General features: G+C 73.2%; 19 protein-coding genes. 10 read left to right on the top strand and 9 right to left on the bottom strand.

From position 1 onward, the window contains the following. Positions 1–198 precede the first annotated feature (198 nt). The 6 genes from AB0M79_RS27020 (at position 199) to mshC (ending at position 5,987) form a co-directional block, all read left to right on the top strand. Positions 199–1,251 (top strand): LLM class F420-dependent oxidoreductase, encoded by a 1,053-nt coding sequence (locus AB0M79_RS27020; RefSeq protein WP_364218596.1) that lies wholly within the window; start codon positions 199–201, stop codon positions 1,249–1,251. 70 nt (positions 1,252–1,321) lie between these two features. Further along, entirely contained in the window at positions 1,322–2,155 is an 834-nt protein-coding gene (locus AB0M79_RS27015) for an undecaprenyl-diphosphate phosphatase (protein WP_364218593.1), read from the top strand. A gap of 108 nt (positions 2,156–2,263) precedes the next feature. Further along, the gene (locus AB0M79_RS27010; protein WP_364218722.1) at positions 2,264–3,001 is read left to right on the top strand and encodes a histidine phosphatase family protein; all 738 of its coding nucleotides are present in this window, start codon (positions 2,264–2,266) and stop codon (positions 2,999–3,001) included. Between the two features lie 112 nt (positions 3,002–3,113). Further along, complete coding sequence (locus AB0M79_RS27005; RefSeq protein WP_357543615.1) at positions 3,114–3,689, top strand: DUF3090 domain-containing protein; 576 nt, start codon at positions 3,114–3,116, stop codon at positions 3,687–3,689. 9 nt (positions 3,690–3,698) lie between these two features. Beyond that, on the top strand, positions 3,699–4,682 hold the full coding sequence (locus AB0M79_RS27000; protein WP_364218590.1) for an SCO1664 family protein: 984 nt from the start codon (positions 3,699–3,701) through the stop codon (positions 4,680–4,682). Between the two features lie 66 nt (positions 4,683–4,748). Beyond that, complete coding sequence (gene mshC / locus AB0M79_RS26995) at positions 4,749–5,987, top strand: cysteine--1-D-myo-inosityl 2-amino-2-deoxy-alpha-D-glucopyranoside ligase (protein WP_364218588.1); 1,239 nt, start codon at positions 4,749–4,751, stop codon at positions 5,985–5,987. Between the two features lie 87 nt (positions 5,988–6,074). Here mshC and AB0M79_RS26990 read toward each other — a convergent pair whose 3' ends face one another. The 3 genes from AB0M79_RS26990 to AB0M79_RS26980 all read right to left on the bottom strand — a co-directional run bounded on the left by AB0M79_RS26990 (position 6,075) and on the right by AB0M79_RS26980 (position 9,503). Continuing rightward, entirely contained in the window at positions 6,075–6,887 is an 813-nt protein-coding gene (locus AB0M79_RS26990) for a GntR family transcriptional regulator (RefSeq protein WP_364218586.1), read from the bottom strand. 658 nt (positions 6,888–7,545) lie between these two features. Then, the gene (locus AB0M79_RS26985) at positions 7,546–8,562 is read right to left on the bottom strand and encodes a methyltransferase (RefSeq protein ID WP_364218584.1); all 1,017 of its coding nucleotides are present in this window, start codon (positions 8,560–8,562) and stop codon (positions 7,546–7,548) included. Between the two features lie 71 nt (positions 8,563–8,633). Further along, positions 8,634–9,503, bottom strand: a complete 870-nt coding sequence (locus AB0M79_RS26980) for a PAC2 family protein (protein ID WP_212819354.1) — start codon at positions 9,501–9,503, stop codon at positions 8,634–8,636. A 352-nt stretch (positions 9,504–9,855) separates the two neighbouring features. On the opposite strand from AB0M79_RS26980, the gene AB0M79_RS26975 reads away from it, so the two are divergent. Next, positions 9,856–10,533 carry an HAD family phosphatase gene (locus tag AB0M79_RS26975; protein ID WP_364218582.1) on the top strand — a complete coding sequence of 226 codons (678 nt, stop codon included), beginning with the start codon at positions 9,856–9,858 and terminating at the stop codon, positions 10,531–10,533. Positions 10,534–10,676: 143 nt separating this feature from the next. Here AB0M79_RS26975 and AB0M79_RS26970 read toward each other — a convergent pair whose 3' ends face one another. From AB0M79_RS26970 to AB0M79_RS26950, 5 genes are all read right to left on the bottom strand, one after another. Then, entirely contained in the window at positions 10,677–13,226 is a 2,550-nt protein-coding gene (locus tag AB0M79_RS26970) for an FtsX-like permease family protein (RefSeq protein WP_364218580.1), read from the bottom strand. Continuing rightward, positions 13,226–13,993, bottom strand: a complete 768-nt coding sequence (locus AB0M79_RS26965) for an ABC transporter ATP-binding protein (RefSeq protein WP_212819350.1) — start codon at positions 13,991–13,993, stop codon at positions 13,226–13,228. Before AB0M79_RS26965 ends, AB0M79_RS26970 begins: the two co-directional genes overlap by 1 nt. Before the next feature lie 403 nt (positions 13,994–14,396). Then, positions 14,397–15,098 carry a response regulator transcription factor gene (locus AB0M79_RS26960; protein ID WP_357541454.1) on the bottom strand — a complete coding sequence of 234 codons (702 nt, stop codon included), beginning with the start codon at positions 15,096–15,098 and terminating at the stop codon, positions 14,397–14,399. 70 nt (positions 15,099–15,168) lie between these two features. Beyond that, entirely contained in the window at positions 15,169–16,407 is a 1,239-nt protein-coding gene (locus tag AB0M79_RS26955) for a sensor histidine kinase (RefSeq protein ID WP_364218577.1), read from the bottom strand. A 78-nt stretch (positions 16,408–16,485) separates the two neighbouring features. Further along, entirely contained in the window at positions 16,486–17,418 is a 933-nt protein-coding gene (locus tag AB0M79_RS26950; RefSeq protein WP_364218574.1) for a RecB family exonuclease, read from the bottom strand. Between the two features lie 134 nt (positions 17,419–17,552). On the opposite strand from AB0M79_RS26950, the gene AB0M79_RS26945 reads away from it, so the two are divergent. The 3 genes from AB0M79_RS26945 (at position 17,553) to AB0M79_RS26935 (ending at position 20,231) form a co-directional block, all read left to right on the top strand. Further along, positions 17,553–18,659 (top strand): site-2 protease family protein, encoded by a 1,107-nt coding sequence (locus tag AB0M79_RS26945; protein WP_364218720.1) that lies wholly within the window; start codon positions 17,553–17,555, stop codon positions 18,657–18,659. A 71-nt stretch (positions 18,660–18,730) separates the two neighbouring features. After that, entirely contained in the window at positions 18,731–19,666 is a 936-nt protein-coding gene (locus AB0M79_RS26940) for a tRNA (adenine-N1)-methyltransferase (RefSeq protein WP_364218718.1), read from the top strand. Beyond that, positions 19,659–20,231, top strand: coding sequence for a hypothetical protein (locus tag AB0M79_RS26935; protein WP_357541460.1), 573 nt, complete (start codon positions 19,659–19,661; stop codon positions 20,229–20,231). The genes AB0M79_RS26940 and AB0M79_RS26935 overlap by 8 nt, the downstream gene beginning before the upstream one ends. Positions 20,232–20,323: 92 nt before the next feature. Here AB0M79_RS26935 and AB0M79_RS26930 read toward each other — a convergent pair whose 3' ends face one another. After that, complete coding sequence (locus AB0M79_RS26930; protein WP_357541462.1) at positions 20,324–20,620, bottom strand: ferredoxin; 297 nt, start codon at positions 20,618–20,620, stop codon at positions 20,324–20,326. Between the last annotated feature and the right edge of the window lie 186 nt (positions 20,621–20,806).

The raw sequence follows: 20,806 nt of genomic DNA, 5'->3' as shown, positions 1-20,806 counted from the left end.
GTTGAACTTTATTCAGAACATCGCGTCACCAACATCCTTGCTTGCGTCGCATACCCGGCGGTACGCCACGCCCGGGACGGACCGGTGACCGGTGGGCGGTCGACCCGTCCCGGTTGCGTACTCTGATGCGACTTGTGCGCGCGGCCGGGCGTCCCGTCGGGGCGTCGCGTCGTACCGCCGCGAAACGGGGAGGATTGCGTGCGACTCGGGCTCAACCTCGGATACCAGACCGCGTGGAGCACACCCGCGCACCACCTGGCGCTGGCGCGCGAGGCCGACCGGCTCGGCTACTCGGTGGTGTGGGCGGCCGAGGCGTACGGCTCGGACTCGCCCAGCACGCTGGCCTGGCTGGCCGGGCAGACCGAACGCATCGGGCTCGGCTCGGCCGTGATGCAGATCCCGGCCCGGACCCCGGCGGCGACCGCGATGACCGCCACCACCCTCGACGCGATCTCCGGCGGCCGGTTCCACCTCGGGCTCGGCGTCTCCGGCCCGCAGGTCTCCGAGGGCTGGCACGGCGTACGGTTCGCCAAGCCGCTGGCCCGCACCCGCGAGTACGTCGACATCGTCAGGCTGGCGGTGGCCCGCAAGCAGGTCGAGTACGCCGGCGAGCACTACCGGCTGCCGCTGCCCGACGGCCCCGGCAAGGCGCTGCGGCTGGGCTTCCACCCGCCGCGCGAGCACATCCCGATCTACCTCGCCGCGGTCGGCCCGAAGAACCTCGAACTCGCCGGCGAGATCGCCGACGGCTGGCTCGCCGTCTTCTTCGCGCCCGAGTTCGCCGGCGAGCAGCTCGCCGCCGTACGCGCCGGACGGGCGACCGCCGGCACCGACCTGGCCGGGTTCGACGTGGTGCCGAGCGTGCCGCTGGTCGTCGGCGACGACGTCGACGCCTGCGCCGACCTGGTCCGCTGGTACGCCGCGCTGTACGTCGGCGGGATGGGCAGCCGGAAGCAGAACTTCTACAACGACCTCGCGGTCCGGATGGGCTACGGCGACGCGGCCCGCGAGGTGCAGGACCTCTACCTCGACCGGCGGCACCGGGACGCGGCGGCGGCCGTTCCCCGCGAGTTCATCGACCGGACGTCGCTGATCGGGCCGAAGGAGCGGATCGCCGACCGGATGCGCGAGTTCGCCGCGGCCGGGGTGACGACGCTGTCGGTGTCGCTGTTCGTCGCCGACCCGGAGGCCGGGGTCGCCACCCTGCGCACCGCCGCCGAGGCGCTGGAACTCGCCGGGGTGGGCGAATGAGCGTGCCGGTCGGGGGAATCGGTGGGCGTGGTCGCGGGTCCGTGGCCACCGAGCGGAGCGAGGGTGTGGCGTGAGCTGGCTTGAGGCGATCGTCCTGGGCATCGTCCAGGGCCTCACCGAGTTCCTGCCGGTGAGTTCGTCGGGACACCTGCGGATCACGTCGGCGATCTTCTTCGAGGAGGACGCCGGTGCCTCGTTCACCGCGGTGACCCAGCTCGGCACCGAGGCGGCGGTCCTGCTCTATTTCGCCAAGGACATCTGGCGGATCAGCCGTACCTGGGTCGTCGGCATCTGGGACAAGTCGGTACGGCCGAGCCTGGACTACCGGATGGGCTGGTACGTCATCGTCGGCTCGATCCCGATCGGCATCCTCGGGTTCCTGTTCAAGGACCAGATCCGCGGCGTGGCCCGCAACCTGTACGTGGTCGCGATCGTGCTCATCGCCTTCGCGTTCGTGCTCGCGTTCGCCGAGTACTGGGGCCGTAAGCACCGGACCCTGGAGCACTTCAAGATGCGCGACGGCGTGGTCATGGGCTTCGCCCAGGCGCTGGCGCTGATCCCGGGTGTCTCCCGGTCCGGGGCGACGCTGACCGCCGGCCTGTTCCTCAACCTGAGTCGGGAGGCGGCGGCCCGCTACTCGTTCCTGCTCGCCATCCCGGCGGTGGTGATGTCCGGGGTGTTCAGCCTGCCGGACGTCTTCGACACCAGCGGCGAGGGGCTGATCCCGTCCCCGGCGCAGATGGTGGTGGCCACCGTGCTCGCCTTCGCGGTCGGCTACGCCGCGATCGCCTGGCTGCTGCGTTTCGTCGCCCACCACACCCTGTACGTCTTCGTGCTCTACCGGGTGGCGCTGGGCAGCCTGGTGCTGGTGCTGCTGACCACCGGCACGATCTCCGCCACCTGACGGCCACCCGGGCCGGCGGCGCGCACCGGGTACGGCGATCGGCCGCACCCGGCCGCGGCACCGGCCCGGCGCCCGGCCGGCAGCGGGTCGGCCGGGCTTCTGGCTAGGCTGTCGATCGTGGCGACCCTCCTGCTCCTGCGGCACGGCCGCACCACCGCGAACGCCGACGGCGGGCTGGCCGGGCGGCTGCCGGTCGAACTCGACGAGACGGGCCGGGCCCAGGCGGTGGCGGTCGGTGAGCGGCTGCGCGGCCTGCCGTTCTCCGCCGTGGTGACCAGCCCGCTGATCCGCTGCCGGCAGACCCTCGACCTGGCGCTGCCCGGTGTGGCGGCGGTCACCGACGACGGGCTGACCGAGTGCGGCTACGGCGACTGGGAGGGGCAGCCGCTGAAGAAGCTGGCCAAGGATCCACTGTGGCCGGTCGTCCAGCAGCACCCGAGCGCGGCGGTCTTCCCCAACGGCGAGGCGATGGCGGCGATGGCGGCCCGCTCGGTCGCCGCCGTACGCGGGCTCGACGCCCGGGTCACCGCCGAGCACGGCCCGGAGGCGGTCTGGCTGGCCTGCAGCCACGGCGACGTGATCAAGTCCATCGTCGCGGACGCGCTCGGCATGCACCTCGACCTGTTCCAGCGGATCGTGGTCGATCCGGCGTCGGTGACCGTGATCCGTTACACCCCGACCCGGCCCTTCCTGCTCCGGCTCAACGACACCGGGGTGGGACTGGCCGGGCTGGTGCCGCCGAAGCGGCGCCGTGGGCGCCGGTCGCGGGCCGCCGAGTCGGACGCCGCGGTCGGCGGCGGCGCGGGCGCGGGCGGTGCCGTCACCGCCGCCGAAGGTACGTCGTGAGCTGGGCGATCACCCCCGGACCGGCCGGTCCGGACCGGGCCGGGGCGGCCCGCCGTCGCCGCCGGGCCGGTGCGCCGCGCGGCGCCCCACCGCGCCGGATAGGGTTTCAGGCATGACGCACCAGGTGCATGCCTTCGAGCCGCCGGAGCGGTTCGTCGCGGGGACCGTGGGCGAGCCGGGGGACCGCACGTTCTTCCTACAGGCTCGAGGCGGTGGCCGGCTGGTCAGCGTCGCGCTGGAGAAGGTGCAGGTTTCCCTGCTCGCCGAGAAGCTCGAAGAGCTGCTGACCGAGGCCCACCGCCGGTTCGGCGTCGAGTTGCCCGACGCCCCGGCCGGACCGTCGGACAACGAGCCGCTGGACAATCCGGTCGACGAGGAGTTCCGGGTCGGCACCCTCGGCCTGGCGTTCGACGTCGACAGCGCCACCGTGGTGATCGAGGCGATCGCCGCCGGTGAGTCGGAGGTCGGCCTCGACCTGCCCGACGACGCGGACGACGACGACATCGACGACGAACCCGACGACGACCTCGACCGGCTCCGGGTCCGGCTGAGCCCGCAGGCGGCCCGGGAGTTCATCGACCGGGCCCGGCGGGTGCTGTCGGCCGGCCGGCCGCCGTGCCCGCTGTGCGGGCAGCCGCTCGACCCGCAGGGCCACCTGTGCCCGCGGCACAACGGCTACCACCGCTGAGTTCCGGGCATGTCCGCCGAATCGACGGGTTCCGCCGAACCTGAGACCCGCGCCGCGCCGGGCGCCGAGCCGCCGGCGCTGTGCGAGCCCCGGCCGGCGGCCGACCCGGCGCCCGGTGGAACCGTCCCGTCCGGCGCCGGTGCGCAGTCCGGAGGTCCCGCGCCGGCCCGCGGCACCACCGGGGCCGGTGGCCCGGCGGTGCTCGCCGAGGCCGACGCGCTGCCGCTGCTGCGCGCCGGCGCGTTCGAGCTGGAGGGCCGGCTGGTCGACGCCTCCAACACCACCCTGCGCGGCTTCGTGACCCTCGACGGCGTCACCGCCCGGTGCGTCTACAAGCCGATCCGGGGCGAGCGGCCGCTGTGGGACTTCCCGGACGGCACCCTGGCCGGCCGCGAGGTCGCCGCCTACCTGGTCTCCCGGGCCACCGGCTGGGGCCTGGTGCCGCCGACGGTGCTGCGGGACGGCCCGCTCGGCCCGGGCGCCTGCCAGCTGTGGATCGACGAGCCGGCCGACGGCAGCCCGCCGGTCGGCTTCGTGCCCACCTTCGAGCTGCCGGCGGACTGGTTCCGGGTCGCCGCCGCCCGCGACGACGAGGGCAACGCCTACGCGCTGGCGCACGCCGACGACCCGCGGCTGGCCCGGCTCGCCGTGCTCGACGCGGTCATCAACAACGCCGACCGCAAGGGCGGGCACATCCTGGCCGGGCCGGACGGGCGGATCTACGGAGTCGACCACGGGATCTCGTTCCACGTCGAGGACAAGCTGCGTACGGTGCTGTGGGGGTGGAGCGGACGGCGGCTGCCGGCCGAGGCGGCCGAGATGCTCGACGGCCTCGCCACGGCCCTCGCCGGGCAGCTCGCCGACGACCTCGCCGAGCACCTGACAATCTCCGAGGTGGCCCGGTCGGCCGAGCGGGTACGCCGGCTGCGGGACACCGGACGGTTTCCGCCGCCGCCGCAGGACTGGCCGGCGGTGCCCTGGCCGCCGATGTGAGCATCCCGACGGCTTGATCATCCGCCCGGGAAACGGCGGGGTGTCGGGCTGGTTACGCTTGCGGTCATGGACTCTTGGACGGGGCACGAGGTGCCGCGGCTGCCGGGGCCGGCGCAGCCGCTCGCGTTGTTCGACTCGGCGCGCCGGGGGGTCTTCCCGACCCGCCCCACCGGCGCCGCCACCATGTACGTCTGCGGAATCACCCCGTACGACGCGACGCATCTCGGCCACGCCGCCACCATGATCACCTTTGACCTGGTGCAGCGGATGTGGCGCGACGCCGGCCACGAGGTCCGCTACGTGCAGAACGTCACCGACATCGACGACCCGCTGCTGGAACGCGCCACCCGCGACGGCGAGGACTGGATCGTGCTGGCGATGCGCGAGACCGCCCTGTTCCGCGAGGACATGGAGGCGCTGCGGATGATCCCGCCGGCCCACTACGTCGGCGCCGTCGAGTCGATCCCGAGGATCGTGGAGAAGGTCGCGGTCCTGCTCGCCGACGGGTCCGCCTACCGCCTCGAGGACGGCACCGGCGACATCTACTTCGACATCTCGGCCGCCCCCGAATTCGGCTACGAGTCCAACCTCTCCCGCGAGGAGATGCTCGAACTCTTCGCCGAGCGCGGCGGCGACCCCGACCGGGCCGGCAAGCGCAACCGGCTCGACCCGCTGCTGTGGCGCGGGGCCCGCCCCGACGAGCCGGCCTGGCCCGGCGACGGGCTCGGCCCCGGCCGGCCCGGATGGCACATCGAGTGCGCGGTGATCGCGCTGGGCCTGCTCGGCGACACCGTCGACGTCCAGGGCGGCGGCAACGACCTGATCTTCCCGCACCACGAGTGTTCGGCCGCGCACGCCGAGCGGCTCACCGGCCGGTCACCGTTCGCCGGCCACTACGTACACGCCGGCATGATCGGCCTGGACGGCGAGAAGATGTCGAAGTCGAAGGGCAACCTGGTCTTCGTGTCCCGGCTGCGGGCCGACCGGGTCGACCCGATGGCGCTGCGGCTGGGCCTGATCGCCGACCACTACCGCAGCGACCGGCAGTGGACCGACGACTCGCTCAAGGTCGCCGTCGAGCGGCTGGACCGGTGGCGGCGGGCCGCCGCGGCGCCGGCCGGGCCGTCCGGTGCCGAGCTGCTGGCCGCCGTACGCGCCCGGCTCGCCGACGACCTCGACACGCCGGGCGCGCTGGCCGTGGTCGACGCGTGGGCCGACGCGACGCTCGCCGGAACCGGCGCGGACCCGGCCGCCCCGGCACTGATGGCCACGACCGTGGACGCGCTGCTCGGCATCCGGCTCTGATCCACGCCCGGCCGGTGGGGCCACCCGGCCGGCCCGGGCGCGGGGAAGGCGCGGTGCGCGCCGGGTGGCGGTGCCGGCGCGGCCGGGTCAGCCGAGGACCAGGCCGGGGTCCGGATCCGGGTCGGCGGCCGGGCCGGGGATGGCGTACTGCTCGGTGAGGGTGGTCATCGGGCCCGGCCAGGTCGCCTGGGCCACCTCGATCGGCCGCCGGTTCGCGTCGTACGCGACGTGCAGCAGGTGCAGGACGGGTGTGTCGGGCCGGATCTGGAGGAGTTCGGCCTCCTCCCGGCTCGGCTGCCGGGCGGTGATCTGGTCGGTGGCCGAGGCGTACCGCCGGCCGATCTCCTCCTCGGCCTCCTGGTAGAGCGGGCGGCCGAACGCCTCCCTGCGCTCCAGTGAGGTGCCGTTGGCGTCGTCCGGCCGGAACCAGGACGCGCCGACCTCGACCGGCACGTCGTCGGTACGCACGATGTGCCGCCGGACGAGCAGTTCGGTGCCGTCGCCGACGCCGAACGCGTCGGCGACCTCGGGCGGGGCGGGGGCCCGGCCGACCTCGGTGAGCTGCTGCCGGTAGCGGGCCGCCAGGTCGGCGTGGTAGCCGCGGTGCCCGCCGTAGCGGCCCCGGGAGAGGCGGTTGAGCCGGCGCCGGGTGCCGCGGACGTACGTCCCCGAGCCGGGTTTGGTGATCAGGATGCCTTCGACCCGGAGCTGGTCGATGGCGCGCTGGACGGTCTGCTTGGCGACCCCGAACGTCTCGGCGATGGCCGGGATCGACGGTAGTCGCTCGCCGGGCGCCCAGTCGCCGCGCCTGATCTGGGCCCGCAGGTGGGCCGATATCTGCCGGTGGGGGAACTCGGCGGCGCCGGGATTGATCGACGCGGCACCCGGGTTGATCGACATGGCATCGTCCGTCCGGTCGGGAGGGGCAACTAGGTTCCTAGGATGCCCTACGGGGTGTGTGGCGTCCCACCCGACACGCCGAGCGGCGGTAGTACGTTCCTTGTCGCCCCGGTGGCGACAAACGTTCTACGTTCGCGGCCCGCACCCGGTCATTGCGCGCAGATGTGTAGGGGCATCGACGTCGGACCCCCGGCCTGTCCCAGGTGATCGTGGCAACGAGACCGATCATCGGCGGTTCTACCGGGACTGCGGCCAGCCGTTGTTGTTGATCTGGGCGGGAGAGACCTTACCCATCCCGGGTAAGGTCTCTCCCGCCCAGATCAACGTCTCCTTGTCGGGCGGGCGACCTGCGAGGGCGTACCGCGCACCGGCACGGCGGCGGGACGCCGGCGACCACCGGTCCGGGCCGACGGGACGATCCGCACCACGATGGTCCCGGGGGAGAGGCGGCCCCGGGAGGGCTGACGCTGAACTGTGGGCGGCAGACCGAAACCGGGTCGTCAATCGTGAATGCGACAGGTCAAGTATCGTCACCCGCGATTCGGCCACGGGCCGATCGTCGGCCCGGTGTGAAATGTTCGATTGACAAAATTCCAGCGTCCGGGCGGGCGCGGCCCGGCAGAGGTGCCCGCCTGGACCACCACGTGTACGGCCCCGGTCAGGGGCGCCGGCCGACGACGGCGCCGTTGGCGCCGGGGGCGTCGAAGGGGACGACGCGGATGTCGGTGAAGCCGGTCCGGGCCAGCCAGTCGCGGTATTCCGCGCCGGAGTAGTTCCGGCCGCCCTCGGTCTCCACCAGCATGTTCATGCCCATCAGGGCGGCGTCCGCCGGCCCGGTGCGGTCGTCGTTGAGCAGCAGTTCGCAAATCACCACGGCGCCGCCGGACGGCAGGGCGTCGAAGCAGCGGCCGAGGATGGCCAGGTTGGTGGCCTCGTCCCAGTCGTGCAGGATCATGCTCAGCAGGATCACGTCGTGTCCGGCGGGTAGCGGCGCGTCGGTGAGGAAGTCGCCGGCGACCGTGGTGATGTTGTCGGTCAGGCGCGCGTCGGCGATCTGGGCGTCGGCGAGGGTGCACACGTGCGGCAGGTCGAGGATGGTCGCGCGCAGCTTCGGGTGCCGGCCGCACAGTTCGATCGGGAAGGCGCCGGATCCGCCGCCGACGTCGAGCAGTGCCTGGTACGGGCTGAAGTCGTACGCCTCGGCCAGGGCCCGGGCGGTGAACCGGGACGTGGAGTACATGGCTTCCCAGAACAGTTCGAGCATGACCGGGTCGGCGGTGGTGAACAGCGACTCCTGTGCCTGCGGGTCCCAGGTGACCGGCTTGTTGTCCCGCAGTGCCTGGTCGACCCGGTGCCAGGGCAGGTAGGTCCGCTCGTTGCAGTAGCGGACCTGCCCGCCGAAGTAGTAGGGCCGCCCGACGACCAGGAACTCCTCGGCCAGTTGCGTGTTGCGGTAACCGTCGCCGGCACGTTCCAGCAGGTCGAGTGACGCGCAGGCGGTGAGCAGCAGGTCGGCGGGGCGTTCGGCGATGCCCAGCTCGTCGGCTATCTCCTGCACCGTGACGGTCCGGCCGTCCGCGAGCCGGGTGAACAGGTCGAGTTCGACCGCGGTCGCGAACGTCTTGAAACTCCAGAAACCGGTCACGAGCCGCATCAGGGGAGTCGGAGTGATCATACGGACATGTGAACACTTCGATGCGTATGGTGACGGGAACTGTCAGCTATCTGACAGTTACTCCCTGCGAATCACCACGATCCGGCCGTCGGACCGGCGGAACCACCCCGCCGACGCAGGTATTTCTCGAACTCCTGCGCGATCTCGTCGCCGGTCAGCGGCTGGATGCCCGCGTCACCGACCCGCTCCTCCAACTCGCGGACGTACTCGCCCAACTCGGCGTCCTGCTCGGCGGCGGTGCGGACCCGCTGCTCCCACTCGGCCGCCTCCTCCGCCAGGTCGGCCATCGGCACGGGCAGGTCGAGGACGTCCTCGACCCGGTGCAACAGCGCCAGCGTCGCCTTCGGGCACGGCGGGTTGTTGGCGTAGTGCGGCACGTGGACCCAGAACGTCATCGCGTCGACCTCGGCCCGGTTGCACGCGTCCTGGAGCACCCCGACGATCCCGGTCGGCCCGTCGTAGCGGGTCGGCACGAGTTGGAACCGCTCGGCCACGTCCTTGTCCGACGCGCTGCCACTGATCGGCAGTGGCCGGGTGTACGGCACGTCGGCCAGCAGCGCGCCGAGCAGCACCACCCGGTTGACCTCCAGGCTGTGGCAGACCTCGAGCACCTGCTCGCAGAACGTCCGCCAGCGCATGCTCGGCTCGATCCCGCGGATCAGCACCACGTCGCGGTCGGTGCCCTCCGGGCTGGCGACCATGAACCGGGTCGTCGGCCACTCCACGCGGGGATTCTCACCCTCGGGCCGTACGATCGTCGGGCGGCTGACCTGGAAGTCGTAGAAGTCCTCCGGGTCCAGTTCGGTCACCTGGCGCGCCTGCCACACCTGTTCGAGGTGCTCGACCGCCGCCGTCGAGGCGTCGGCGGCGTCGTTCCAGCCCTCGAAGGCCGCGATCGCCACGGGCGACCGCAGCACCGGCAGCCCATCGAACTCGCTCACGGCATCTCCTTGCTGCGTTCGATCGTCGGTCGGAGCCGGACGGTGGCCCGCTCCCGGTCCGTCACGTCCGGCCCGGTCACTGAGCGCACCTTTCGTCCCGCACAACCGTCAGCCTACGTCCCACACCGGCGCGCGGCCCGACGGCCGCGCCGTCCCGACCACCGGACCGCTGGTCCCGGCCCCTGGACGGTTGGCCGTGCCACCGGCGTCGACGCCCGGTCGGCGTCGCCCGCAGGCGTCCGACGGGCGTCGCGGCGCGGGTGAGGCCGGTCACGCCGGCCGGCGGGACCGGGCGGCCACCGGCCGGTACGGGCGACACTGGACCGCACCCGGCCCGGAGGAGAGACCCGTCGTGACCACGAAGAGCGTCGCCGCCGTCCTGTTCGACATGGACGGCACCCTCGTCGACAGCGAGAAGCTGTGGGACGCGGCGATGACCGAGCTGGCGACCGAGTACGGCGGGGTGCTGTCGCCGCAGGCCCGGATGGCGATGGTCGGCAGCGCGATGGCGACCTCGATGCGGATCCTGCACGACGACCTCGGCCAGCCCTGGCGCGACCCGGCCGAGGGGATCGCGTTCCTGCACCGGCGGGTCGCCGAACTGTTCGTCGGCGGGCTGGAGTGGCGGCCCGGCGCCCTGGCCCTCCTGCGGGCCGTACGCGCCGCCGGGATCCCGACCGCCCTGGTCACCTCCACCGCCCGGCAGTTGGTCGAGGTGGCGCTCGACACGCTGGGGCGGGACAGCTTCGACGTGGTGGTCTGCGGTGACGAGGTCGGCGCCGCCAAGCCCGACCCGGAGCCCTACGTGACCGCGGCGCGGATGCTCGGCGTGCCGGTGGACCGCTGTGTGGCGATCGAGGACTCGCCGAGCGGGGTGGCCAGCGCGCTCGCCGCCGGTGCGGCGGTGCTGGCCGTACGGGGCGAGGCGCCGCTGGACCCGGCGCTCGGCGTACGCCTGCTGGAGACGCTGACCGCGGCGGACCTGGACCTGCTGACCAGCCTGCTGACCCCGCTGGAACTGCCCAGCTGACCCCGCGCGGCCGGCCTCCGCGCGGCCGACCCCACACGGCCGGCCGCGTCGACCGGCGCCCGGCACGACGCGGGGCGGCGTCCCCCCGGAACGCCGCCCCGCCCTCCCGACCCCCGCCGTGCCTCGGGAGAGTCCGTGCCGGATCAGTCGTGGGCGATCGCGCCCAGCACGTTGATCCGGGCCGCCCGCAGGGCCGGCAGCGCGGCCGCGATCACGCCGATGACCGCTGCCAGGGCCAGGAACAGCGCCATCTGACCCCACGGCAGCACCAGGTCGGTGATGCCCTCGTCGCGCAGGGCGTACGTGACGGCCGAGCCCAGGCCGAGACCGACGACGACGCCGAGCAGCGCCCCGAAGACCGAGATGACGACGGCCTCGACGGTGACCATGCGGACCAGTTGCGGTCGGCGCAGGCCGATCGCCCGCAGCAGGCCCAGTTCCCGGGTACGTTCCAGCATGGACAGGGCGAGCGTGTTGACGATGCCGAGCACCGCGATCACGATGGCCAGCGCCAGCAGGATCTGGATCATCTGGAGGATGACGTCGAACTGGCTGGCCTGCTGCGCGATGAAGGAGCTGCGGTCGGCGACCGCCACCTCGGGGCTGTCGGCGACGAGGGCCTCCAGCGCCGGCTGGACCGATTCGACCGAGGTGCCCTCGTCGAGGCGTACGAACGCCATGATCGGCTGCGGGATCGCGAAGTCGGCCGCCGCCTCGCGGGGCAGCACGATCGAGCCGGGCAGCCGGTCCTGCGGGACGATCGCGGAGACGGTGTAGGTGTGCGGTTCGCCGCGCGACAGTTGCACGGTGATCTGGTCGCCGACCGACAGGCCGCGTTCGGTGGCGGTGGGAGTGCTGAGCACGACCTGGTCGGGGCGCAGCGTGTCCAGGGTGCCGGAGTCCGGCGTGGCGGTGTAGATGTCGCGCGCCACGGCCATGTCGGTGGCGGCGATGACCCAGGTCTGTTCGCCGTCGACCAGGGCGGCGTCGTTGTAGAGGCCCACGACGCCGGCGACCCCGGGCAGGGCGGCGGCCTGGTCGACGACCGCCGGGTCGAAGCTCGGCGGGCGGGGACCGGTCTGGATCCCCGACACGACCAGTTCGGCGTTGATGGTCTCCTCGGCCTGGGCGGAGAGGCTGGTCTTGGCCGAGTCGAGGATGACGGTGACGCCGGTGACGAGCGCGATGCCGATCATCAGGGCGGCGGCGGTGATGGCGGTCCGGCGCGGGTTGCGGCCGGAGTTGAGCCGGCCGAGCTTGCCCGGCACCGACCAGGCGAAGAGCCGGCCGAGCAGGGACACCACCGGCCGGCTGACGACCGGGGTCAGCAGGGCGACGCCGACGAACGAGGCGAGGACTCCGCCGAAGACGGCGGCCAGGGTGTTGCCGCCGGCGTTGCCGGTGAGGCCGAGCGCCAGCAGGGCGGCGCCGATGGCGGTGACGACGGCTCCGGCGACGGTGATCCGGGTCAGCGGCCGGTCCGGGGTGGCGACGTCCTGCATCGCGGCGATCGGTGGGATCCGGGCGGCCCGTAGCGCCGGGAGCAGGGCGGCGACGACGGTGATCAGGATGCCGACGGCGAAGGAGCTGATGACGGCGCTGGCCGGTACGGCGATGCTGGCCAGGGTGAGGCCGCCGATGAACTGGCCGGCGACGTACGCCAGCAGGGCGCCGACGCCGACGCCGGCGGCGAGGCCGAGGACCGACGCGATCAGACCGACGACCACGGCCTCGACCAGTACGGACCGGATGACCTGCCGGCCGCTGGCCCCGATGGCGCGCATCAGGGCGAGTTCCCGGGTCCGCTGCGCCACGATGATCGAGAAGGTGTTGAGGATCAGGAACGTGCCGACCAGCAGGGCGATGCCGGCGAAGCCGAGCAGGATCTGGTTGAAGAACGACAGACCCTCCTTGAGACCGGCGGCGCTGTCGGCGGAGAGCTGTTCGCCGGTCTTGACGTCGTAGTCGGCGCCGAGGGTGGCGGCGAGCCGGTCCCGCAGCTCCTGGGCGGTGACGCCGTCGGCGGTGGTGACGGTGATGCTGTTGTAGACGCCGGTCTCGCCGAGCATGAGCTGCTGGGCGACGGGTTCGGTGAAGAAGATCTCGTGCGCGCCGCCGATGCTGTTCCGGCCGCCGCTGTATTCGAAGACGCCGACGACGGTGAAGTCGCGGCGGGGTTCGAGGGTGAGTACGCCGACCCGGTCGCCGACGGCGACCTTGCCGGCCTCGGCGAGCCCGGCGTTGACGACGATCTCGTCGTCGGCCTGCGGGCCGCGCCCCTCGCGCAGTTTCACCAGGTCGTTCTCGCCGAGCCAGTTCTCGCCGAGCTGCGGCGGCCCGAACGAGGCGACGACCTTGCCGTTGGCGCCGATGAGGCGGGCGCCGTCGGCGGCGACGACGCCGGTGGCCCCGGCGACGCCGGATACGGCGCGGACCTGCTCGACGGTGGCGGCGGGCAGCGGCGGCGTGACGGCTTCGCCGCCGAACTCGCCGGCGGAGACCTTGGGCTTGCCGGCGACGTTGACGTCGACGCCGGCGTACGCGTCGGCGAACACCGAGTCGAATGAGCGGCCCAGGGTGTCGGTGAGCACGAACGCCCCCGACACGAACATCACGCCCAGCACCACGGCCAGGCCGGAGAGGACCAGCCGCACCTTGCGGGCGAGCAGGCTCTTCAGGGTCGCGCGCAGCATCAGCGGGCCGCCTCGACGAGCACGTCCAGGCGCTTCATGGTGTCGAGCACGGTTTCCGGGGTCGGGTCGAACAGTTCGGAGACGAGTTGTCCGTCGGCGAGGAAGACGACGCGGTCGGCGTGCGAGGCGGCGACCGGGTCGTGGGTGACCATGACGATCGTCTGGCCGTGTTCGCGTACGGAGTTGCGCAGGAAGTTGAGGACCTCCGCACCGGCGCGGGAGTCGAGGTTTCCGGTGGGTTCGTCGGCGAAGATGACCTCGGGCCGGGCGACGAGGGCGCGGGCGCAGGCGACCCGCTGCTGCTGCCCGCCGGAGAGCTGGGCGGGGCGGTGGCTGAGGCGGTCGCGCAGGCCGACGGTGTCGATCACGGTGTCGTACCAGGCCGGGTCGGGCTTGCGGCCGGCGATCGACAGCGGCAGCAGGATGTTCTCCTGGGCGCTGAGTGTCGGCAGCAGGTTGAACTGCTGGAAGATGAAGCCGATCTTGTCGCGGCGCAGCTTGGTGAGGCCGCTGTCGTTGAGGCCGGTGACCTTGGTGTCGCCGACGAAGACCTCGCCACGGGTGACGGTGTCGAGTCCGGCGAGGCAGTGCATCAGGGTCGACTTGCCTGATCCGGACGGGCCCATGATGGCGGTGAAGGCACCACGCTCGAACTCGGCGGTCACCCCGCGCAGCGCGACGACCTGGGCCTCACCGGTTCCGTACACCCTCCATACGTCGCTCGCCCGGGCTGCCACCTGGGGGCGGCGGGGGTCGGTCGGCGTCATTGCTCCTCCATCGTCACGTTCGTGTGGCGCGGCCGTCGAATGCTCTGGACCGGCCGGACCGTCGGTCCGGCCGGCAGCTTCCATCCTCGGGGCGGCCGGCGGCCGGTACGTCCGACCTGGGGCGGACCGGTCGCGGATTTCTCGGTGCGGGTCGGCCCCGAGCGGTGCTCAGGGTTGCCCCTGAGAGCCGTTGGAAACACGCTATTGCCCGCCGGCGGCGGTGCCGTCGTGCGCGCGAACGGTCCTGCGGTACGTCGGTCGTGGTGTCCGGCTACGACCCGCGGAGTACGGCGGGCGATGCCGGCTCCTCCTCGAGGTGTCCGCCGGTCGGGGTCGGGGAGGTGTCCGCCGGCCGGGGTCGGGTCGTCGTCCGCCGGCCCGGGCCAGGCCGCGCCGGACGGGGTCAGGCGCCGGGGCGGACCAGGCCCGTCTCGTACGCCATGACGACCGCCTGCACCCGGTCGCGCAGGCCGAGCTTGGTGAGTACGTGCCCGACATGTGTCTTGATCGTCGTCTCGCTGACCGTCAGCGCGCGGGCGATCTCCGCGTTGGACAGTCCGCGGGCCACGTGGATCAGGACCTCGCGTTCGCGTTCGGTCAGCACGTCAAGGCCCCGGGGCGGTGCCGCCGACGGGTCGGGCAGGGTGTCGGCGAACTGGTCGAGCAGGCGCTTGAGGATGCGGGGTGCGACGACGGCCTCGCCGGCGGCGACGGTGCGGATCGCGGTGACCAGGTCGTCGGCGGGCACGTCCTTGGCCAGGAAGCCGCTCGCCCCGGCCCGGAGGGCGCCGACGACGTACTCGTCGAGGTCGAAGGTGGTCAGGATGAGCACCCGTACGGGCAGGCGCGCGTCGACGATGGCGCGGGTCGCGGCGACGCCGTCCATCCTCGGCATCCGGATGTCCATCAGGACCACGTCGGGCAGCAGCCGGCGGGCCAGGTCGACGGCCTCGACGCCGTCGCCCGCCTCGCCGACGATGTCGAGGTCGTCCTCGGCTCCGAGCACCATCCGGAAGCCGGTACGCAGCAGCGGCTGGTCGTCGACGAGCAGGATCCGCACCGGCCGCTCGGCCGTACCGCCCGTTCCCTCGCTCCGCTCGGTCACGCGTCCACCCCGCTGCGCTCGGCGGTCGCGTGACTGCGACTGAGCCCGCCTGTTCCCTCGCTCCGCTCGGTCACGGTGCCCCCTCGCTGGTCGGTGCGCCCAGATGCTCCATCGGGATCTTCGCGTACACCCGGAAGCCGCCGCCGGGCCGGGGGCCGGTGCGTAGCGAGCCGCCGTACAGGGCGACCCGTTCGCGCATCCCGACCAGGCCGTGCCCGAGCCGGGCCGGGGTCAGCGACGGCCCGCGGCCGGTGTCGAAGACCTCGACGACGAGCCAGTCGATGCCGAAGCTCAGCCGGACCTGGGCGGTCGCGGCGCCGGCGTGCTTGAGCGTGTTGGTCAGCGCCTCCTGGACGATCCGGAAGATCGTCAACGCGACCCCGGGATCGAGCGGCGCCGGCGCCCCGTCGACCCGCAGCGCCACCGGCAGGCCGGCGTCGCGTACCTGTTCGAGCAGGGTCTCGATGCCGGCCAGGCCCGGCTGCGGGCTGAGGTCGGCGACCGGCTCGTCGGTACGCAGCACGTCGAGCAGGCGGCGCATCTCGCGCAGCGTCGTACGGCTGGTCTCCTCGATCGTGCCCAGCGCCTCGTCGGCGGTGTCCGGGTCGCGGCGCAGCATCCGTCGTGCCCCGGTGGCGAGCACGCCCATCACGCTGACGTGGTGGGCGACGACGTCGTGCAGTTCGCGGGCGATGCGCCGCCGTTCGTCGGTGACCGCCTGCTCGGCCAGTGACCGCTGGTTCTCCTCGGCGGCGCGGGCGCGTTCCTCCAGTGCCCGGTGCCGGGTCTGCCGGCCGTGCACGGTGCGGCCGACGAAGAACGCCACCAGCACGACGAGGACGTTGTTCAGTGTCAGGTAGACGCCGTTGACGTCGACCCGGTCGGGTGGCGTGACGACCAGGTTGGTCACCAGTACCGGCAGCCACAGCAGCAGGGCGGCGGCGATCGCGGGCCGCAGCCGGAACCGGGCCGCGCCGTGGTAGGTCAGCACGACCAGGCTGATGACGATGGTGAGGGCCTGGTATCCGATGGCGATCGTGGCGAGCATCGTGAGGGTGCACAGGATGATCGCCGGCCAGGCCGCGACGGTGCGCAGCGCGAGGGGTGCCGCCGACAGCACGCTCCAGGGCACCGCCAGCCACCAGCTCGTGGTGCGCAGCTCGGCCGGGCCGGTCAGCCGCAGCACCAGTTCGGCCGCGACGGCCGCGGCGGCGAACAGCAGGTCGTACGGCAGGGCCCGCCGGGCCGACCGGGATCGCCACCGGCGCGGCACCGGCGGGCCGGCGCTCGGTGCGGTGGCCGCGGTCATGACCGCGACGCTATCCGCTGGCGGGGCCGTCTCGATCGTCACCGCTGCCGAGCCGGGTCTCCTCCTCGCGGAGGATGCTCACTCGTCCGCGCCGGGCGGCAGGGCGGTGCCCGGATCGCCGGGCCGGCCGCCAACGGCGACCGGATGCTCGGGAAACGGCGGGGGAGTGCCGCCGAAGCTGGGGCAGTGCGCCTGGTGGCTGCACCAGTCGCAGAGCCGGCTCGGCTTGGGCCGGAAGTCGCGGGCGGCGGTCGCCTGCTCGATGGCCCGCCACAGGGCCAGCAGGGTCCGCTCGAAGCGGGCCAGCTCGTCGGCGTCGGGGGTGTAGTCGCAGACCTCGGTGTCCTTGAGGTAGATCAGGCGCAGCACCCGGGGCACGACCCCGCGGGTGCGCCACAGCACCAGGGCGTAGAACTTCAGCTGGAACAGCGCCCGCGCCTCGAACGCCTCGCGCGGCGCCCCGCCGGTCTTGTAGTCGACGACCCGCAGGTCGCCGGCGGGGGACACGTCGAGCCGGTCGACGTAGCCGCGGATCAGCAGCTGGTCGTCGACCACGGTCGAGATCAACGTCTCGCGTTCCGCCGGTTCCAGCCGGCGCGGGTCCTCGATCCGGAAGTAGCCGTCGAGCAGGCTGCGGGCCGAGGTCAGGAAGGCGGCCTGGCCGTCGGTGTCGTCGGGGTCGAACAGGCCGGCGAGGTCGGGTTGTTCGGCGACCAGCCGCTGCCACTGGGGTGCGACCAGGTCGCCGGCCGCCGCCGGGGTGCGCTCGTCGGCGGGCAGGTCGAACAGCCGCTCCAGGACGGCGTGCACCAGGGTGCCGCGGGCCTGGTCGGTGGTGGGGCGTTCGGGCAGCCGGTCGATGCTGCGGAACCGGAACAGCAGCGGGCAGGTCTTGAAGTCGGCCGCCCGTGACGGGGACAGTGACGGCTGCGCCGGCGGCACCGGGCCCGCCGTCGCGTCCACCGTCGTCGCTGTCGTCCCGGCCACCGCTGGCACCGTCTCCGTCGTCATGCACGAAAGGCTATTCGAGGGGTACGACGGTGGCGGGGGCCGTGTGCCGGTGTCCCCGTAGCATCGACCTGATGGAGGACAACTCGTCGCCGCAGCGGCCCGCCGAACGCCGTACCGGCCTCACGGTCGGCCGGGTGTTCGGGGTGCCGGTCCACCTCAACGCCTCCATGCTGCTGCTCGCCGTCCTGGTGACCGTGCTGTACGGCTCGTTCGTGCGGGAGCGGCTCGACCTGGCGCCGCTCGCCGGCTACGCGGTCGGGTTCGGGTTCGTCGTCTTCCTGCTGCTGTCGGTGCTGCTGCACGAGCTGGGCCACGCGCTGACCGCCCGCCGGTACGGCATCGGGGTGCGCGGGATCACCCTGGAACTGCTCGGCGGCTACACCGAGATGGAGCGTGACGCGCCCAGCCCGCGCGTCGACCTGTACGTGTCGCTGGCCGGCCCGGCGGTCTCGTTCGTGCTCGGGTTCGCCGCGGTCGGGCTCACCGTCGCCCTGCCGAACGGCACCCTGGTCCACCAGCTCGCGTTCCAGTTGGCGGTCAGCAACCTGCTGGTCGCGGTCTTCAACAGCCTGCCCGGGCTGCCGCTGGACGGCGGCCGGGCGTTGCGGGCCGCGGTGTGGGCGGCCAGCCGCGACCGGCACCTGGGCACCGAGGTCGCCGGTTGGGTCGGGCGGGCGGTCGCGCTGGCGACGGCGGCGGTCGTCGTCTGGCTGACGGCCGCCGGCGTGCTGACGACGTTCGGGCTGCTGTTCATGCTGCTGGTGGCGTTCACCCTGTGGCAGGGGGCCGGGCAGTCGATCCGGGTCGCCCGGATCAGCCGCCGGTTCGCCCTGGTCGACCTGGCCCGGCTGGCCCGGCCGGTGTTCGCCGTACCGACCGGGATGCCGCTGGCCGAGGCGCAGCGCCGGGCCGGCGAGAACGACGGGGCGGTCAAGGACGGCATGCCGGCGGCGCTCGGTGTCGCCGACTCGTCGGGGCGGCTGGTGGCGCTGGTCGACCCGGCCGCCGCCGACGCGGTGCCGGCCGAGCGTCGACCGTGGGTGTCGGTCGACACGGTGGCCCGCGGCCTGGACGGCGTACGCCGCATCCCGCTGGGGCTCGACGGGGAACGGGTCGTGCGGACCGTTCAGGCCCACCCGGCCGTGCAGTACCTCGTGACGTCAGGCGAAGATGTCGTCGGCGTACTGCACGTCGCCGATCTGGCGCGGCTCCTCGAACCGAAACGGAAGATTGTCACGTGACGCAGCACAACGCGGGCACCACCACCGAGCCTCGTGCCGTACCGGCCGCCGACGGCGGCGACGAGGCGCCGGTGCCCGCCCACCGCGGCCCGTTCCGCCCCGGCGACCGGGTGCAGCTCACCGACCCCAAGGGCCGCATGCACACGATCGTGCTGGAGCCGGGCCGGGCGTTCCACACCCACCGCGGGGCGCTGGACCACGACGCGCTGATCGGCCTGCCCGACGGCAGCGTGGTGACGTCGACCGGCGGCACCACCTACCTGGCGCTGCGGCCGCTGCTGTCGGACTACGTGCTGTCGATGCCGCGCGGCGCGCAGGTGATCTACCCCAAGGACGCCGCCCAGATCGTGGCGATGGGTGACGTCTTCCCCGGCGCCCGGGTGCTGGAGGCCGGCGCCGGTTCCGGTGCGCTGACCTGCTCGCTGCTGCGGGCGGTGGGCGCCACCGGCGAGGTCCACTCGTACGAGCTGCGCGACGACTTCGCCCAGATCGCCCGCCGCAACGTCGAGGCGTTCTTCGGCGGTCCGCATCCGGCGTGGCACCTGCACGTCGGTGACGTGGCCGGCTGCGACCAGGTCGGCTTCGACCGGATCATCCTGGACATGCTGACCCCGTGGGAGGCGCTCGACCTGGTCGAGCGGGCCCTGGTGCCCGGCGGGGTGTTCATCGGCTACGTGGCGACCACGCCGCAGATGTCGGAGCTGGTCGAGGCGTTGCGGGAGCGGGGCGGGTTCACCGAGCCGCGGGCGTGGGAGTCGCTGGTGCGCGACTGGCACGTCGACGGGCTCGCCGTCCGCCCCGACCACCGGATGATCGCGCACACCGCGTTCCTGGTCTCGTCGCGCCGGCTCGCCCCCGGGGTGACCGCGCCGCCGCGGCGGCGCAAGCCGAGCAAGGGCGCGGAGGCGTACGCGCTGCGCCGGGCCGCCGCCCGGGCCACCGCGGCGACCGAAACCGACATCGGGGAGGGAGCCCGCGACGTGAGCCGCAGCGGAACCGATGAGTAACCCGTCGTCCGGCGGCGGTGACCTGCCCGCCGTGTTTCCGGACTGGTCGCCCTACCAGGAGCTGGACTCGGCGGCGCGGGCCTACCTGCGTGACCCCGACGTGGCGATGGACGCGCTCGGCGGGGTGCTGCGGGGCGGCCGGGTGCTGTGCTTCACCCTCGAACGCTTCGTCAATGAGGTGAACGGGGTGTGGCAGGAGGTCGTGGTCTGCGACGGCAGCCGGCTGGTGCTGTGGCACGGCGAGGACGTGCCACCCGGCGACGGCCCGTCGGGGGCGATGACGTCGTCGCTGCGGGTCGTGCCGCTGTCGACGGTCACCGAGGTCGGTTGCCGGCGCCGGGTGACGCGTACCCCGGGCGGCAAGATCCAGGTCGACAGCATCGACGTGTATCTGCTGCTGCGGTCGCTGGACGAGGCGGGTGCGGGTGACGAGCACCACATCGGCCCGCGGCACGACGCGTTGCGGTTCGGCAAGACGCTCGACGACGGCGGGGCGGGGCAGATTGCCCGGCTGGAGGAGTTCGCCCGGCAGGTCGCCTCGATGGTCGGCCGGCCGCTGCTCTGAGGCGCGCCGTCGCCGGTCGCGGCCGGCCGCGGTCCTGACGGTCCCCGCGACGGCCGGCGGGCTGACGAACCCCGCGGCCCCGCCCGGCGGGGTCAGTCGGCGTCGGGGCCGGCGATCTCCACGTCGTCGCCGCGGCGCACGACGTGGATGCAGTCGCCGGGGCATTCCTTGGCCGCGTCGATGACGTCCAGGCGCAGGTGGTCCGGCACGTCGACCCGGCTGCCCGGGGCCAGCTTGAGGTCGCCGTCGCCGTCCTTGACGTAGGCCAGCCCGTCGACGTCGAACTCGAAGACCTCCGGCGCGTACTGCACGCACAGGCCGTCGCCGGTGCACAGGTCCTGGTCGACCCAGACCCGTAGCTCGTCGGTCTCCGTGCCGGTCTGCGTCACCACGTACCTCCCGCGATCCTCGGTCCGGCGGGCCCGGCCGCGGTGTCGCCGCGGATCCCGCCGGGCGGGCTCGCACGGGGCCGACGCTACCCGAACGGGCCGGCGACTCCCCACCGGACCACCCCCGGCGATCAAGCTTCAGTGACGAGGGCGTTGCGTGGGTTCGAATCGGCCGCAAACCGGTTA

Origin of the sequence: Polymorphospora sp. NPDC051019, from assembly GCF_040683055.1 — a bacterium.
GTDB classification, from domain to species: Bacteria; Actinomycetota; Actinomycetes; order Mycobacteriales; family Micromonosporaceae; genus Polymorphospora; species Polymorphospora lycopeni.
This window is presented reverse-complemented; position numbering and strand designations above follow the sequence as displayed.